Raw genomic sequence first — 15,061 nt, forward strand, 5'->3', positions numbered from 1 at the left:
GGCCGGTGTGCTCCGAAGACATCGGCAGGGGCGCGGGGACGTGAACTGGTTCAGCCCGGAGAACATCGTCGCGGTGGTCGCCGCGGTGCTGGGACTCATCGCGCCCGCCGTCGGCGCAATCTTCCAGCAACGGACGCGGCGCGGTAAACGCATCGGCCACCGCGTGCAGATGGACACCGCGATCGGCGGCGACAGCGGCGACGACGGCAACGGTGACGGCGGCGACAGCGGCGGTGACGGTGGCGGCGGCGACGGCGGCGATGAAGGGCAACCGAAGAAACGGCTCGGGCTCTTCACGACGCAGCCCGGCACGCCGAACCCCACCCTCGTGCTTCTGCGCATCGAGAACAACGGCACGAGCAGCATCGCGGACACCGACTACACCAGTTCCGACAAGGACCACGGCCTGAAGGTCGTATTCAGCGGACGCACCATCTCGAGCGTCGAGGTCATCGCGGATCCCAAGGCGAAACATCTGCGAAGCCACTTCGACCCGGTCGGGGGCAAGGGCGGGATGCAGTTCCATGACAATACGATCGATCTGCCCCGTGTCCCGCTCAACGTAAAAGAGCATTTCAAGCTGCTCGTGCTGCTCGGCGGCGGCCCGGTCGACAGCGCGATAACGGTCAGCGGAGGAATCCGGGACGGCAGGGTGGCGCGCACCCGCAGCATGTCGGTCGACGACAAGCCGCCCCTGTTCAGCAAGGTCGCCTTGGGGACCACCGTCGTCCTCGCCCTCTGCCTCCTCATCCTGGCGGGCATCGTCGTCTTCGGACATTCGGCCACCATGGGCTGCGGCAAAGGAGACCTCAGAGTGGTCGGCTCGACGGCGTTCGCCCCTGCCGCGGAGAAACTCGCCCGCCGGTACGAGACGGAATGCCCGGGTTCGCAGATCACCGTGGACGCGCACGGCAGCAATGAGGGCGTACGGGAACTGGCGGGCGGCCAGGCCAAGAACGGTTCCCCGGCCCTGCTCGCCATGTCGGACGGCACCGAGCCGCCCGGCTTCACCCGGCTGGACGAGAACCGGGTCGCCGTCGTCGCCTTCGCCCTCGTCGTGAACGACCAGGTCCACCTCCAGAACCTGACGACCGACCAGATACGCCGGATATACCGGGGCGATGTGGTCAACTGGCAACAGCTCGGCGGCCCTGACCTGCCCATCCGGCTCGTCAGCAGGGACGCCAACTCCGGCACCCGCGACCTGCTCCGCCGGCGTCTCCTCGGTGGCCGGGGCGAACCCGCCTTCACCTCGCGGGACTGCGTGAACAAGGACTCCCCGCAGGACAAGGTCGTCCGCTGCGAGCTGGGCAGCACCGACGAGGTCCTCACGACCGTCGCCCAGGTGCCGGGCGCCATCGGCTACGGCGAACTGCGGGCCGCCGAGACCTCCCGGAACGTGCACACGCTGAGCATCGACGGCCAGGCGCCGTCGACCACGGCCATCAGTGCCGACACCTACCGCTTCACCGAGATCGAGTACGCCTACACCAACGGCACGCCGGCTCCCGGCTCCCTGACATCGAGCTTCCTCAACTACATGATCAGAGGCAGCGGCCAGGACGTGCTGAAGGCGTTCGGGCACGTGCCGTGCTACTCGCCCGACGGCCTGAAGCGCTGCCAGCCGTGACCGGCCGGTTGCCCCCGTTCTTGTGACGGCACCGTGTCCGTCGCGAAGATCACTACGCTTGGCCGGTGTGACTGATGATCGAATGATGCGGGCTTACTCCGGCCACTCTCATGACCCGGGCCGATACCCCACGCCCGTCATCGAGCTGGACGGCGCGCCCGTCTCGGTCAGTGTCGACATAGACGCGGTGCTGTGGACCTGCGATCTCCGCGGGGGCGAATGCGTCAGCCGTCCTCTGGACCTCGACGCCGCCGGGCCTGACGACGCCTGGTACCTCGAGAACGACTATTGGGATGAGGACGACGACGAGTACGGGCGGCGCAAGATCGTCATAAGGGCCGACAACATCGCGTCGCGCATGACGGTGTCCCAGCTCGACGGGCGACCCGTGGTCGTCACCGGCGGTGACCGGTACGACTTCTCGTTCGAGGATGACTACGACTCCAGCGGCGGAATCGTGCGGGTCTGGGATCTGCGCACGGGAAAAAGGGTCGGTACGGTCATGATCGGCCACGATCTCGGAGTCTGCTCGCTCACCACCGTTCCCTCCGAGCGGGGGCCGCTCGTCGTCAGCAGCTGCGAGCAGGGCAAACTCCTGGCGTGGGAGATGGCCACCGGTGAACCCGCGGCAGAGCTCGAAGCCGGTTACAACGGAGAAATGGGCGCTGCCCTCGTCGACGGCCGGCCGATCGCCGTGACTGGAGGAGACGACGACTTCCTGCAGGTCTGGGACATCCGGGGCGGCGAGCAGATCGGAGAGGACCTGACCGGTATCGAGCCCTGCGCCAGGGCCATCGCGATAGCCGAGCCGGCGGGCCGGGCGGTGGTGGTGGCCGGCGGCGACGACGCCAGACTGCATCTCTGGGACCTGGCGACCCAGGAACCGATCGGATCGCCGATGACCGGCCATACCGACGGCATCGAAAGAATGGGCATCGCGACCGTCGCCGGACGGACGGTGGCCGTGACCGGAAGTCCCAGCGACATCCGCGTGTGGGACCTCGCCCGAGGAGAACAGGTCGGAGACCCGCTCACCGGCCACCACCTTCAGACGGTCACCGAGATCGCGGGTACTCCCGTCGCCGTCGTCCGAGGCCCTGGCGGCGCGCTTCGCCTCTGGGACCTGACGCTCGCGGGCCGCTGACCATCGGGTCGGCCCTGAGAGAACAACCGCCAGGTGTAGTCGAAGATCGCGTTGACTTGGTCGCGGGGACCGAACTCTCGGGAGGGTGCATGGGCGAGCACGAGGCATTCTGGATCGACCGAGACTATGACCGGGAGCGGGCTGCCGACGGGTCGAGCCGCTACGCCGAGCACGTGCGGCAGAACGTCGCCGCGTTCGAGGGATCGTGGGGCGACATCGCCCCGGTCACCTTCGCCTGCGCCGCCTGGCGGCTCGCCACGACGCCGGTGCCCCCGTACGTGCGCTGGCACCGGCGGATCCTGACCGCCGCCTGCGACCGCAACCCCTGGGACGGCGGCCTCACCGTTCACGCGATGCTCGCCTCACCGCTTCCCGCGCAGCTCACCACCTCCCGCGACTGGTGGCGCGACCGCGGCTGGCGCGATTGGCCGCAGAGCGTCGGGCAGTACCTGGATCCGACCGACCAGGACCTGACCCGGAGCCCTTTCCTGCGAACGACCCTGCTGGTCGACGCGCCGGTTCCGCTCGGTGCGCTTCCACCGGCCCCCGACGGCCCATCCGACACGCTCGCCGACACGGCCGGTCTCGCCGTGGCCGCCATGGTGAAAGAACTCAACGAACTGCTCAGCCCGATCATCCGCCGGCTCGAGACCGCGCCGACACGCGATTGAACCGTCCACCGCATCGCCGGATTCGGCGGAAATAACCGTGGTGACGGCCCGGCGCCGCGTGTGCCGGTGACCCTGCCGGCCGCGCCGGCGCATCTGGTCGGCCGTACCGACGAGACCAACGGCTTGCTGGAACTGCTCGATCCTCGAAAAGGAGAGTCCGAGGCCGTCGTGGTGTCGGCGGCGGTGATCTTGGGTGAGTGCCCGCAACGAGGGCAGGCCCTGATCCTCACGGCCTCGGTTCGCCGTCCGACTTCGTGATGGCCTTGATCCATCACGGCCGTGGTCGGTTGTGATCGGTGGGTGACGCGCACGCGGCGCTGCGGGTACTCCGCGTGGCGCCCGTACGACGCTCCGAATTAGGCGAGTCCTTATCCGTGCTTTCGGTGGCGTCGCTGTGGCGATCATGGAAGGTTTAGACCGCCTTATCCGCAAAGATCCTATTTATCCCATTGCGTACAGCTTGAGACGGTGGGTTGTGAAGCCAGCGATGACCACCCCTCTGCTTCACCGGACGGCCGTCCGGTGAAGCGGCTCTCCTTCTTCGCCCGCACGTCGGCGGACCACCCGAGAGGCCCCGATCCCACTCCGCCCGCGCCCTCATGCCCGGTGACGAGGTCCGCCCAGAGCGCGGCGACCGCGACGCCGCCGCAGGAAACCCCGGCCGACCGCGTGGTGTCGGAGGCGATCGCCTTTCTGACCGGCCCCGGTGCCGCCGCGAACGACGACATCCCACGGCGGATCGCGGAGGTCCGCGAGGAGATCGCCCGCACCGGCACGTACCGGCAGACCCGCGCCGAGATCACGCTCGGCGCACGCGTCGCCTGGCGCAACCACGCGCGCTGTGTCGGACGCCTGCACTGGCAATCGCTCAAGGTGCGGGACCGTCGTGACGCGACCACCGCCGAGGAGGTCTTCGAAGCCTGCGTGGAGCACATCCGCACGGCCACCAACGGCGGAAACATCCAGTCGACGACGACCGTCTTCGCGCCCCGCGAGCCCGGCGGCGCGCAGATCCGCATCTGGAACCCCCAGTTGATCCGGTACGCCGGCTATCGCCGGCCCGACGGCACCTGCGTAGGGGACCCGGCGAACGCCGATCTCACCGAGGCCTTTCAACGGCTCGGATGGAAGGGTCGCGGTGGCCGGTTCGACGTGCTCCCTCTCGGCATCCAGATGCCCGGCGAGGAGGTGGAGCTGTTCGAACTGCCACCGGACGTCGTACTGGAGGTACCGCTCACCCATCCCGACCTGCCGTGGTTCGCTGGTCTTGGGCTCCGCTGGCACGCGCTGCCCGTCGTCTCCGACATGCGACTGGAGATCGGCGGCGTCTCGTACCCGGCCGCTCCGTTCAACGGCTGGTACGTCAGCTTCGAGATCGGTGCGCGCAACCTGAGCGATCGGGACCGGTACGACATGCTTCCCGCGATCGCCGAACACATGGGCCTGGACACGGGCTCCACCCGCTCGCTGTGGAAGGACCGCGCCCTGGTCGAGCTGAACGTCGCCGTCCTGCACTCGTTCGAGGAGGCGAAGGTGCGGATCGTCGACCACCACGTCGTGTCCAAGCAGTTCTGCACGCATATCGAACGCGAGGAGCGGGCCGAACGCGAAGTGCCCACGGACTGGACGTGGATCGTGCCGCCGCTGTCCTCCAGTACGGTGCCGACCTTCCACCGCACGTACGAGAACCGCGACCTGCGGCCGAACTACTACCGCATGCCCAGCGCCTGGCCCGATCCCGGGGCGTCGAGCCAGACCAGCGTGACCGTTCGCGTACGGGAGAAGACGCGCCGCGCCGTTTCGGCGTCCTCGAACCGCCCGCGCCAGTCTCCGGACTCGGCGCAGACCATGGCGTGACCGTCGCGGAGCTGCAGGCCCCAGCAGAGGACACCGCCGTCGTCCTGCTCGGCGTCGATCCAGCACAGCGCGAAGGGACGGGGAGCGACCTCGGCGAGCTCCGCCGCCTCCTGCTCGAGGTCAGTGAATGCGGAAATCTTCGTCATGCACCACACTCTGTCCTTGCTAATTTACTCTGAGTGTGCATTCGCATCCGTGGTGAAGGGGCCGTGAGGGCGGCTCGTTCGACGTCGGATCGCGTCAGCGCGAGGTGAGGAGCCCGGCAATGGCATCAACGACATCCCGCAAATCAGGGCGGCGCTTGCGTCGAGGTCGCTCGGTTGGGCGCCGGGCAGGCGGCCGCCGAGGCGACTTCTGACTGACGCGAACGCGCCGGCCGGGAACCTAGCCCGGCCGGAGCGTCGCAAACTACGAGGCAGCGGCCCCTAGCCGAGGTGCCTCGCGAAGAACTGCAGCGCGTTGTCGGTTTCGAACGCGGGGATTCCCCCGTGGTCGCCGGGGTTGGCGTGCAGCGTCTTTTCGGTCGAACCCAGGGCGTCGAACAGTGCCAGGGCCTGGTCCCTGGGCACCAGCGAATCGTCCCATTGGAGCAGGAACTGCACCGGAACGGTGACCTTGGCGGCGGTCTCGGCCAGCCCGCGTACGCCGAGCAGGCCCAGCACCGCGGCGCGGATCCGGGGTTCGGCGGCGAGCAGCGGCACACCGAGCCCGCAGCCCATCGACACACCCCAATAGCCGACCGGGCCGGCGCCCACATGGTCGAGTTCCTGGACTGCGGCCAGTACGGCCTGCCAGTCGGCGACGGCCTGCCCGGCCAGTAGGTCGTGCATGGCCGCGACCAGTTCGGCCGGATTCTCTCCGGCGGCCATGCGGGCCCGCCAGTCGTCCACGAGCTGAATGAACTGGTCGTCTTTCGGCCGGTCGCCGTGGTTAGGGGCGTCGATCGCGGCGACGGCGAAGCCCCCCTCGGCGGCGAACCGGTGCGCACCGGCCAAGACGCCGGGGGCCTTCTTGTGCTGGCCGCCGCCGTGTCCGATGAGGATCAGCGGACGGGGACCGGTGGCGTCTTGCGGCGTGAACAGCACGCCGGGGATCTCGCCGAGGGTGAAGGACTGTTCGGTGACGCCGTCGGCCGACGTCTGAGAGGTGAAGCTGAAGCGCATAGCGTTTCAAGGCCTTTCAGGTGCCTTGTGCGGGCGCTCCCTAGGCCATGCGCGGGAGGGAGGCCCGACCTGTCATCACAGCGTTGATCGGTCTCACCTCCTCCAGTCGTGGTGCTGCACGGCGCCGCCGAACCTATCACACAGGCCTCGGGGCCGATCTCGCCGTAGCTCGCTCGCGGGACAGGGCCTCGTTACGTTGAAGGCGTGGACCGCGCGCAGGCGTACGACGAGCGACTCCCGCTGCCCGCCCTGGCGGCGTGGGTCCGCACGGTCTGGGTTCAGCGCACCGGCCCACGGCCGGTGCTTCAGCGCAACCTGCCCACCGGGGGAGTCGAGCTCCAATGCCCCATCGGCGCCACGCCACGGCTTGTCGGACCGCTCACCCGTGCCAAGGTCGAGATTCTGCCTCCCGGCCTGACGATCGTGGGCGCGAGGTTCTGGCCGGGAGCGGCATCGCCCCTGCTCGGCGTGCCCGCTGACGAGCTGGTCGACCAGCTCGTGCCGTTCGACGACGTGTCGGGCGAGGCCTCGGACCTGTCAGGCCGGCTGGCGGAAGCTCCCGGGCCGGACGCGGCGCTGCGGTTGCTGCAGCTCGACCTGGTGCGCCGCCGGGCGCGTACGCCACCTCCGGACTCGCTCGTGGCCGAGGCGGTGTGGCGGCTGATGCCGTGGCGGCCGACGGGAGTCGGCCCGCTGGCGGGGGACCTGGCGATCTCGGAGAGCCAGTTGCGGCGCCGATTCCTGGCCGAGGTCGGCATCGGGCCGAAGACGCTGCAGCGAACGCTGCGCTTCCAGGGCTACCTCGCGCTGGCCCAGGCGGCGAAGCACGGCCCTCGGGTGGCCGACCTGGCGGCCGAGGTCGGGTACGCCGACCATGCGCACCTAGGCCGCGAGTGCCTGCGGCTGACCGGCCTGACTCCGCGAGAGCTGCTCGGCGGCGCGGTCGACCGGTGTGGTTGCGGGCACGACCACGCGGCGTCGTACGAACCGTTTCTGGCCGCTCGCCCACGTACCGCGCTGACGGTCTGAGGGCGTCGTACGGACCGTTTCTGCCCGGTCACCCACGTGCCGTGCTGACGGTCCGAGGACGCTCGTTCCGTTCAAGCCGGAGACGTCCGCGCGGACCTAGCGTCGGACGGATGCGAGAATTGCGTTCCTTGCAGGCGGCCCTCGACGGCGAGCTGATCACACCGGATTCACCCGCGTACGACGCGGCGCGCCGTCCAGCGCAGGCCCGATTTCACGACGTGCGCCCGATCGCCGTCGTCAGATGCGCCTCCACCCGGGACGTGACGCACACGCTCGCCTTCGCGAGGCACAGCGGCACGCACGTCGTACCCCGCGGAGGCGGCCATTGCTTCGCGGGCCGATCCTCGACAGCGGGTCTGGTCCTCGACCTGAGCCACCTCGACGCCGTCACCGTCCGCCCCGACGGGCGCGCGAGGATCGGCGCAGGCGCACGCCTGGCACAGGTCTACGACGGGCTGCACCGAGCCGGCCGCGCCGTGCCGGCCGGCTGCGGCCCCACGGTCGGGATCGCCGGCCTCACCCTCGGCGGCGGGCTGGGCCTCATGGGACGACTCCACGGTCTGACCTGCGATGCCCTGCTGAGCGCCCAGGTCGTGCTCGCCGACGGGCGTGTCGTCGACTGCGACCTCGATCGGGAACCAGAGTTGTTCTGGGCGCTGCGGGGCGCCGGTGGGGGGCAGTTCGGTGTGGTCACCTCCCTTGTGTTCGCCACGGTCGCCGAGCCGCGCGCCACGCGTTTCGAGTTGCGCTGGCCGGAGGCGGCGGTCGTCGACGTCGTCACCGGGTGGCAGGTCTGGGCATCCGAGGCCCCGGACGACGTGACCGCCAACCTGAGCCTCGTCGCCGAGCCAGGCCACCCGCTGCGCGTCGTCGTCTTCGGTGCCGCGCTGCGCCACGCCGAGCCCGCCATCGCGCTCCTTGAGAGCCTGGCCGCCCGCGTGGGTGTCGAGCCCGAGGTTCGCCATCAGGTCCTGACCTGGCGTGATCTGAAGCGATCGTTCGCCGGCGAGGAGTCGCACAGCGCAGTGCCGACGGTCAGCCGTTCGGAGTTCTTCTCCCACCCGATGCCGGCATCGGCGGTCGCCCCGCTGATCGACGAGTTCACGTCCGGGGCGGCCCCCGGCCGGCGCGAACTCAACTTCACCGCCATGGGCGGCGCGTACAACCGCGTGCCCGCGGACGCGACGGCGTTCGTCCACCGCGGCGAACGGTTCCTGCTGGAACACGTCGCCCACGACGGGGACCACTGGCTCGTACGGTCCTGGGCGCTCGCGCATGCCCTCGCATCCGGCCGCGTCTATCCGAACTTCCCCGATCCCGATCTCGATGACTGGGCGACCGCCTATCACGGCGGAAACGCCGAGCGCCTGCGGGCGGTCAAGCGCAGCTACGATCCCGAGCGGCTCTTCCGCTTCCCGCAGGGGATCTGATGGCGCGGGACCTCGAGCCTTCAGGGCTTGGCCTGCGGGTTCCGGGACCGGCCGCCGGTGCGGACGCGGACGGAAGCGCGTTCGCCGATGTCATGACAGGATCGACGGATGGTTGCCGGACCTCCGCGATCGGACGTGACGGTGCCCGCCTCTGTGAGCGAGATGGCGGCGGGCCGGCCGATGCGTGCGGTCTGGGAGAACGAACTCGGAGGACTCACGTTCGAAGTCGGCGTCGATTCCGACCGGTTCTTCGTGAAGTGGGCGCCTGCGGGAAGCGGAGTCGATCTGGCCGAGGAGACGGTCCGTCTGTCATGGGCGGTGGCCTTCACTCCGGTGCCGCGGCTGCTCGACCAGGGCGCCGACGACGCCGGGTCCTGGCTCGTCACCGCCCCCCTGCGCGGCGAGAGCGCCGTCGCCGACCGGTGGAAGGCCGAGCCGCGGACGGCGGTGATCGCCATCGGCGAGGGCCTGCGCGCCCTGCATGAGGCGCTCCCCGTCGCGCCCTGCCCGTTCTCGTGGACGGCCGAGGACAGGTTCGCCGATGCCCGCCGAAGGGCCGCACAGGGCCGCATCGACGTGCCCCAGTGGGATCCGGCGCACCAACCTTTCGGTATCGAGGGCGCCCTGGAACTGCTGGCGGACATCCCGCCATCCGACCGGCTCGTCGTGTGCCACGGTGACAGTTGCGCGCCGAACACCCTGCTGAGCGAGGACGGCCGCTGGTCGGGGCACGTCGACCTCGGCCGGCTCGGCGTAGCCGACCGCTGGGCAGACCTCGCCGTCGCCGCGTGGAGCACCGAGTGGAACTACGGGCCCGGGTGGGATGGTCTGCTGCTCGACGCCTATGGCGTCCGGCCCGATCCCGACCGCATCCGCTATTACCGACTCCTCTGGGACCTCGGCCCCTGAACCACCTCCGGCCGAGGACGGGGCGCGGCCGGCTACCCGGCCCGCCCGTTCATCGGTACAGGGACGCAGCCCTGTGTGCACTCAGCTTCCGGGGTGCGGGTTCCAGCGCGAGAACGTCTCTCGTACGTCGTCGGGGGAGCAGGCGAGGGCGGCCGGGTCGGGTTCGGCCGCCGTGACGTCGGGGAGGTGGACGACGAGGTCGTAGGCGTCGAGTGGGTTCAGGTCGACGTGGAAGGTGCCGAAACGTTGCCGGGCGGCGGCGCGGACGGCGTCGGCGTCGGCCGGTGACAGCCGCCGGAGGTCGGTCGCGAAGGGCCCGTCGTGACTGGCGGCCATGAGCGCGTCGAGGGTGCCGGGCTCCGGCGGCCCCATCTGTGTGAAGAGCGTGCCGGTGTAGAAGTCGGCATCGGTGTTGAGGGTTTGGCCGGTTCCCGTGGTCGTGCCGATGACGAGGTAGTCCTCGCCGAGCCGGTCGGCCAGGTGCATGCCCGCAGGTGTCGCCGCCTCCGGCATGCCGGGCAGGAGGCTGGGCCGGCGCGGGATGTGGCCGTTGTGGGCGGCCAGTACGATTCGGTCTTCGCGGCGCAGGATCCACTCGACGTTGTCCGCGATCGCGGCGCCGCGGTCGAAAATCACTGTCGACCGGTCGCCGCGAGCCATCGCGCGGGCGAGCGCGTCGAGGGTGATCGTGAGGTGCAGCGAGCGCAGCGCCCGCTCGTACGCGCCGGCCGTGGTCCGCCGGGCGTACTCGAGGCGGCGTCCGGTCATGCGTACGGTCAGTTCGGCCAGGCCCGCGGTCAGCGCGTCCTTGGTCTGGGGCGCGAGCTGCGCATAGGCGCCGATGGCCGTGGGGATGGAGAACGCCGATGACGCGGCGAAGACGGCGGCCGTCTCCCGGATGCTCGGATCCAGCTGGTACTCGGGCTCGGCCTGCGCCAGGTAGGTGATGACGGCGTCCAGGCTCGGCAGCAGGGATGCGTTGGAGCCGGACAGGTCGGCGCCGTAGAAGCCGACCGGCCGTGCGGCGGTCCGGTTGTGGTGCCGCATCCACTCCAGGTGGGCGCGCATCTGGGTCCACAGTCCCATCAGCGAGGTCATGCCGTTCGCCAGGACCTGGCCGAGATCGTCGTCACCGCCCCGTACCCACTCGTCGGTCCGCCATCCTTCGGCGAATCCCGACTCCATCGCGTACGCGCCGAACCCGTGCCGCTCGACCAGGTAGCGCAGCATGCGGTGACGGAGTCGGTAGGTCTCGCCGTTGTAGTGCGCACTTTCGCCGATCGCCACCACCCGCGCGGTGCCGATCGCCTCATCCAGCCACTCCAGGTCGTCCAGCGGCGCGGACGGGTCCAGTGTGCGCAGCGGCATCACCGCTGGGGCGCTCAGCCGGACGGCCGCCGTCGAGGTGCTGTCGGTCACTCCGTACTCCTCCCGAATGTTCCCAGTTTTGGAAATGGTACCGAATGTGGAGATAATCGGGGAGTGGACACCCTGGATCTGCTGCTGCATCCGGTCCGGATGCGTATCGTCTACGCGCTGTCCGGCGGGCGGGTACGCTCCACCGCCGATCTGTGCGCGAGCCTGCCCGATGTCCCGAAGACCACCGTGTACCGGCACGTCGGCCTGCTCGCCGACGGAGGAGTGCTGGAGGTCGCCGACGAACAGCGGGTACGCGGCGCGGTGGAGCGCCACTACCGGCTGCGCCGGGACCGGACGATGATCGAGGCGGAGGCGGGCGCGTCGATGTCACTGGAAGACCACCGCCACGGGTTCACCGCGGCCATGGCCGCCCTGCACGCGGAGTTCGACGCCTACCTCAACCGCCCTGGCGCCGACCCGTACGGCGACCTGGTGGGCTACCGGCAGGGAGTCCTGTGGCTCAGCCGTGACGAGAGCATCGAGATACTCGACGAGCTACGCGCCGTCATCGCGGCCCGCGCCGGAAACCAGCCTGCACCTGGCCGTAGCCCCCGCCTGATGAGCTTGATCCAATTCCCGATCGACGAATCACCACACGACCGACCACCAGCCGACCACCGCCCCTGAGCCCGCCTCCCTGGTAGAAAGGTGTCCGACCGGGGCCTGCCGGCACTGGTCATCGCGGACACTCCTTGGCGGCTCGCGATGAGTTTCCACTCCGGTGACGGTCGGATCAGGTGTCACGCGACCTCATAACGGTGATCAAGGAGTGGTTCGATGCGGAAGATAACCGCCGGCCTGTTCGTCGCGCTCGACGGCGTCGTCGAGGACCCCCAGGATTGGCACTTCCCGTACTTCAATGACGAGATGGGCGCGGCCGTCACTGCCCAACTGGGTGCCGCGGACACGCTGCTGCTCGGCCGCAAGACCTACGACAGCTTCGCCGGCGCGTGGCCGGACCGTGAAGCCGCGGGTGGCGAGGACGCCGGCATGGCCAAGGCGCTCGGTGACGCGCGCAAGATCGTGGTCTCGAACCAGGATCTCCGGTTCACCTGGCGCAACTCCGAGCAGCTGCGAGGCGACCTCGTCAAGGCCGTCACCGCGCTGAAGAACGAGCCGGGCGCGACGGACATCGCGATGAGCGGCTCCGTCTCCATCGTTCGTCAGCTGCTGGCCGCCGGCCTGCTCGACGAACTGCACCTGCTGGTCCACCCGATCGCCGTCCGCAAGGGCATGCGTCTGTTCGACGAGGGCGACTCTCCGATACCGCTGCGGCTCGTCTCGTCCAAGGCATTCGCCACCGGCGTCATGCACCTCATCTACGCCCCGGACGAGTCGGCCCGCACGGGCACGTACGACGACGCCAAAGCGCACCTGCCCCGACCTGAGAACGACTGACGTTCACGACCTCGAAGACCTCACCGGGGCGGATCACGGGACTCTCTTCCGCCCCGGGCCGGACCGCGGGCTCAGTCGATGGGCGCGCCGAACCACTTGGGCAGTCGGCTGAGCAGATCCGTCTGATCTTCGCCGACCCAGGCCACGTGGCCGTCCGGTCGCAGCAGTACGGCAGGCACGTCCAGTTCCTCGCTGACGTCGACGACGTGGTCGACCCGATCCGCCCACCCGGCGGCCGAGAGCCGGCCGGTCTGGTCGAGCAGCAGTCCGCGGCCGCCGTGCATCAGCTCGTACAGGCGCCCTCGCTTCAGGCTCACGTCCCGCATCCGCCGGCCGAGCAGTTCGTGTCCCTCGCCGAAGTCGTAGTGGATCCTGATTCCGATGATCTTCTCGATCATGTATCGGTGCACGTCCTTGAAGTCCATCAGTTCCAACAGCAGCCGGCGTACGGACTGAGGGCCCGGCTCGGGGGACAGCAGCTCGGTCTCCGCGCGGGTGTGGTCCAGCACGTCGGCGGCCACCGGGTGCCGTTCGGTGTGGTAGCTGTCCAGCAGCCCCTCCGGCGCCCAGCCGCCGACCTCGGCGGCCAGTTTCCAGCCGAGGTTGAACGCGTCCTGGATGCCGAGGTTGAGGCCCTGCCCGCCGATCGGCGGGTGGATGTGCGCCGCGTCGCCGGCCAGCAGCACCCGGCCGGTCCGGTAGCGCTCGGCCTGCCGGGTGGCGTCGCTGAAGCGGGACAGCCAGCGCGGTGAGTGCACGCCGAAGTCGGTGTCGGCGTACACCCGCAGCCGTTGCTTGAACTCCTCAAGGGTCGGCGGGACCGTACGGTCCTCGGCCACCCCTTCGGCGGGCACGACGACGCGATACAGCCCGTCCCCGGAGGGCGCGTAGGGCCCGAGGCCGAACCCCCGATGGGTCTTGCGGACTTCGGCCACCACGGCGGCCACCGTCTCCGGTGCCACGGTCACCTCCATCTCGCCCAGCAGCGTCTCGACCCTGGCCGGCTCGCCGGGGAAGCCGACGCCGAGCAGCTTGCGCACCGTGCTGCGTCCACCGTCGCAGCCGACGAGGTAGCGCGAGCGCAGCCGCGTGCCGTCGGCCAGCTCGGCGGTCACCCCGTCGTCGTCCTGGCTCAGCCCGACCAGTTCGCAGCCGCGCCGGATCTCGGCGCCGAGCTCGGTGGCGTGCTCGGTCAGCAGGCGTTGGGTGACGGGCTGCGGGATGCCGAAGACGTAGGGATACGTGGTGTCCAGTCGTTCGGGCGCGGGCTTGCTGATGCCGGCGAAGTAACCGACGAGCGGGTGCTGTTTGCCGTTCGCGAGGAACCGCTCCAGCAGACCGCGCTGGTCCATCACCTCGACGCTGCGTGCGTGCAGGCCCAGCGCACGTACCTGCCTGGTCGGCTCCGCCTCCTTCTCCAGCACGAGCACGTGCACGCCGTGCAGCCGCAACTCACCGGCCAGCATCAAGCCGGTCGGCCCGCCCCCGGCAACGATCACGTCGAACATGAAACCCCCCCATTTGACAAGGCTGCTTTTCGGCCAGCCGCTCCGCGCGGTCCGGCGGCGCACGCCCGCGAGCACACGTACGTCGCGCACTCCCGAGTTTCCGCAGGCCCTGGCCTCGGCCGACGATTTTGCAGCACGACCCGGGTCTTGCCGCAAGCCCCCCGGTGCGCTATAGATTGAAAATGGAGGGAGTACCTCACTCCTTGCCTTTTCGTCCGAGAAGATCGGCGATGACCTCCGGCTGGCGAAAGGTCACCGGCCAGGGGCAAGGCCGGCGAGTTCTTCGCTGAGCGCCCACAACCGCATGGCAGCCCGGGCGTCCCTGGCCAGAGCGCTCGGCTCGGCCGGCTTCCGCTTGACGAAGTAGCCTCCGGTCACGTCGGCGACCTCCGGCGAGCAGGCAAGGTACACCGGGGTGTCGGCACCGGTAAACGTGGTCTCCAGCCCATCGGCGGTCAGCTGACGGCGCATCATGATCACACCGGCGTTGTTGACCAGGACATCGAGCCGGTCGTACCGAGCCAGGACCTCCTCGGCCAGCCGGCGTACCTGCGCGAGGCTCGAAAGATCACGCGTTGCCGTCCGCACTCACCGAGACCGTGAAGTCCTTTGGGAAGCAGCCTCCGGGGACGTCTGAATCGTTTCGTGGGTACAGGTCGACTTCGTTGATCGGATGCGCGGAGCCCAGGTCCACCTCGATCCATTCTGTCGCATCGGTGCTGGTGTCGGCCTGGCTGGCCCAGCCCAAGGTCGCGCTGTCGGCCGACGGCGAGGTGTCGCCGTTCGTGGCATTGGCCGCGGCCCATCCCGAGGCGGAGGTCTGACTGGAGACGATCACTGATTTGTTCAGGGCCAGGTTGACGGGTGGCTGCCCTTGACTCATCGGGGTGGCGGTCGGCCCGG

General features: G+C 69.6%; 15 protein-coding genes. 10 read left to right on the forward strand and 5 right to left on the reverse strand.

Going from position 1 to position 15,061, the window contains the following annotated elements; translation table 11 throughout:
* Positions 1-40: 40 nt before the first annotated feature.
* The 5 genes from AB0I04_RS03985 (at position 41) to AB0I04_RS04005 (ending at position 5,302) form a co-directional block, all read left to right on the forward strand.
* Positions 41-1,630 carry a substrate-binding domain-containing protein gene (locus AB0I04_RS03985; protein ID WP_360878531.1) on the forward strand — a complete coding sequence of 530 codons (1,590 nt, stop codon included), beginning with the start codon at positions 41-43 and terminating at the stop codon, positions 1,628-1,630.
* A gap of 67 nt (positions 1,631-1,697) precedes the next feature.
* Complete coding sequence (locus AB0I04_RS03990; RefSeq protein WP_360878534.1) at positions 1,698-2,774, forward strand: hypothetical protein; 1,077 nt, start codon at positions 1,698-1,700, stop codon at positions 2,772-2,774.
* Between the two features lie 89 nt (positions 2,775-2,863).
* Positions 2,864-3,445 (forward strand): hypothetical protein, encoded by a 582-nt coding sequence (locus AB0I04_RS03995; protein ID WP_360878536.1) that lies wholly within the window; start codon positions 2,864-2,866, stop codon positions 3,443-3,445.
* A 66-nt stretch (positions 3,446-3,511) separates the two neighbouring features.
* A complete protein-coding gene (locus tag AB0I04_RS04000; RefSeq protein ID WP_360878539.1) occupies positions 3,512-3,703 on the forward strand; it encodes a hypothetical protein in 192 nt (63 codons plus the stop codon).
* Between the two features lie 348 nt (positions 3,704-4,051).
* Positions 4,052-5,302 (forward strand): nitric oxide synthase oxygenase, encoded by a 1,251-nt coding sequence (locus tag AB0I04_RS04005; RefSeq protein ID WP_360878542.1) that lies wholly within the window; start codon positions 4,052-4,054, stop codon positions 5,300-5,302.
* A 425-nt stretch (positions 5,303-5,727) separates the two neighbouring features.
* Here AB0I04_RS04005 and AB0I04_RS04010 read toward each other — a convergent pair whose 3' ends face one another.
* Positions 5,728-6,465 (reverse strand): alpha/beta hydrolase, encoded by a 738-nt coding sequence (locus AB0I04_RS04010; protein WP_360878545.1) that lies wholly within the window; start codon positions 6,463-6,465, stop codon positions 5,728-5,730.
* A 204-nt stretch (positions 6,466-6,669) separates the two neighbouring features.
* Between AB0I04_RS04010 and AB0I04_RS04015 the strand changes: the two genes are divergently transcribed.
* The 3 genes from AB0I04_RS04015 to AB0I04_RS04025 all read left to right on the forward strand — a co-directional run bounded on the left by AB0I04_RS04015 (position 6,670) and on the right by AB0I04_RS04025 (position 9,833).
* Positions 6,670-7,494, forward strand: coding sequence for a helix-turn-helix transcriptional regulator (locus AB0I04_RS04015; protein ID WP_360878548.1), 825 nt, complete (start codon positions 6,670-6,672; stop codon positions 7,492-7,494).
* A 110-nt stretch (positions 7,495-7,604) separates the two neighbouring features.
* On the forward strand, positions 7,605-8,924 hold the full coding sequence (locus AB0I04_RS04020) for an FAD-binding oxidoreductase (RefSeq protein WP_360878551.1): 1,320 nt from the start codon (positions 7,605-7,607) through the stop codon (positions 8,922-8,924).
* Between the two features lie 162 nt (positions 8,925-9,086).
* Positions 9,087-9,833 carry an aminoglycoside 3'-phosphotransferase gene (locus AB0I04_RS04025; protein ID WP_360878827.1) on the forward strand — a complete coding sequence of 249 codons (747 nt, stop codon included), beginning with the start codon at positions 9,087-9,089 and terminating at the stop codon, positions 9,831-9,833.
* Positions 9,834-9,914: 81 nt separating this feature from the next.
* On the opposite strand, the gene AB0I04_RS04030 is transcribed toward AB0I04_RS04025, so the two are convergent.
* On the reverse strand, positions 9,915-11,252 hold the full coding sequence (locus AB0I04_RS04030; protein WP_360878554.1) for an erythromycin esterase family protein: 1,338 nt from the start codon (positions 11,250-11,252) through the stop codon (positions 9,915-9,917).
* A 63-nt stretch (positions 11,253-11,315) separates the two neighbouring features.
* Here AB0I04_RS04030 and AB0I04_RS04035 point away from each other — a divergent pair, with 63 nt between their 5' ends.
* On the forward strand, positions 11,316-11,879 hold the full coding sequence (locus tag AB0I04_RS04035; protein WP_360878557.1) for a helix-turn-helix domain-containing protein: 564 nt from the start codon (positions 11,316-11,318) through the stop codon (positions 11,877-11,879).
* 150 nt (positions 11,880-12,029) lie between these two features.
* Positions 12,030-12,650: a dihydrofolate reductase family protein gene (locus AB0I04_RS04040; RefSeq protein ID WP_360878560.1), complete on the forward strand. Its 621-nt coding sequence runs from the start codon at positions 12,030-12,032 to the stop codon at positions 12,648-12,650.
* A 71-nt stretch (positions 12,651-12,721) separates the two neighbouring features.
* On the opposite strand, the gene rox is transcribed toward AB0I04_RS04040, so the two are convergent.
* The 3 genes from rox to AB0I04_RS04055 form a co-directional block, all read right to left on the reverse strand.
* Positions 12,722-14,158 carry a rifampin monooxygenase gene (rox, locus tag AB0I04_RS04045; RefSeq protein WP_360878563.1) on the reverse strand — a complete coding sequence of 479 codons (1,437 nt, stop codon included), beginning with the start codon at positions 14,156-14,158 and terminating at the stop codon, positions 12,722-12,724.
* A gap of 252 nt (positions 14,159-14,410) precedes the next feature.
* Positions 14,411-14,746, reverse strand: coding sequence for an SDR family NAD(P)-dependent oxidoreductase (locus AB0I04_RS04050; protein WP_360878566.1), 336 nt, complete (start codon positions 14,744-14,746; stop codon positions 14,411-14,413).
* Positions 14,727-15,041, reverse strand: a complete 315-nt coding sequence (locus AB0I04_RS04055; protein ID WP_360878573.1) for a discoidin domain-containing protein — start codon at positions 15,039-15,041, stop codon at positions 14,727-14,729. The genes AB0I04_RS04050 and AB0I04_RS04055 overlap by 20 nt, the downstream gene beginning before the upstream one ends.
* Positions 15,042-15,061: the final 20 nt, after the last annotated feature.

The sequence above is a fragment of the Actinoallomurus sp. NPDC050550 genome, from assembly GCF_040655075.1.
Lineage (GTDB): Bacteria > Actinomycetota > Actinomycetes > Streptosporangiales > Streptosporangiaceae > Actinoallomurus.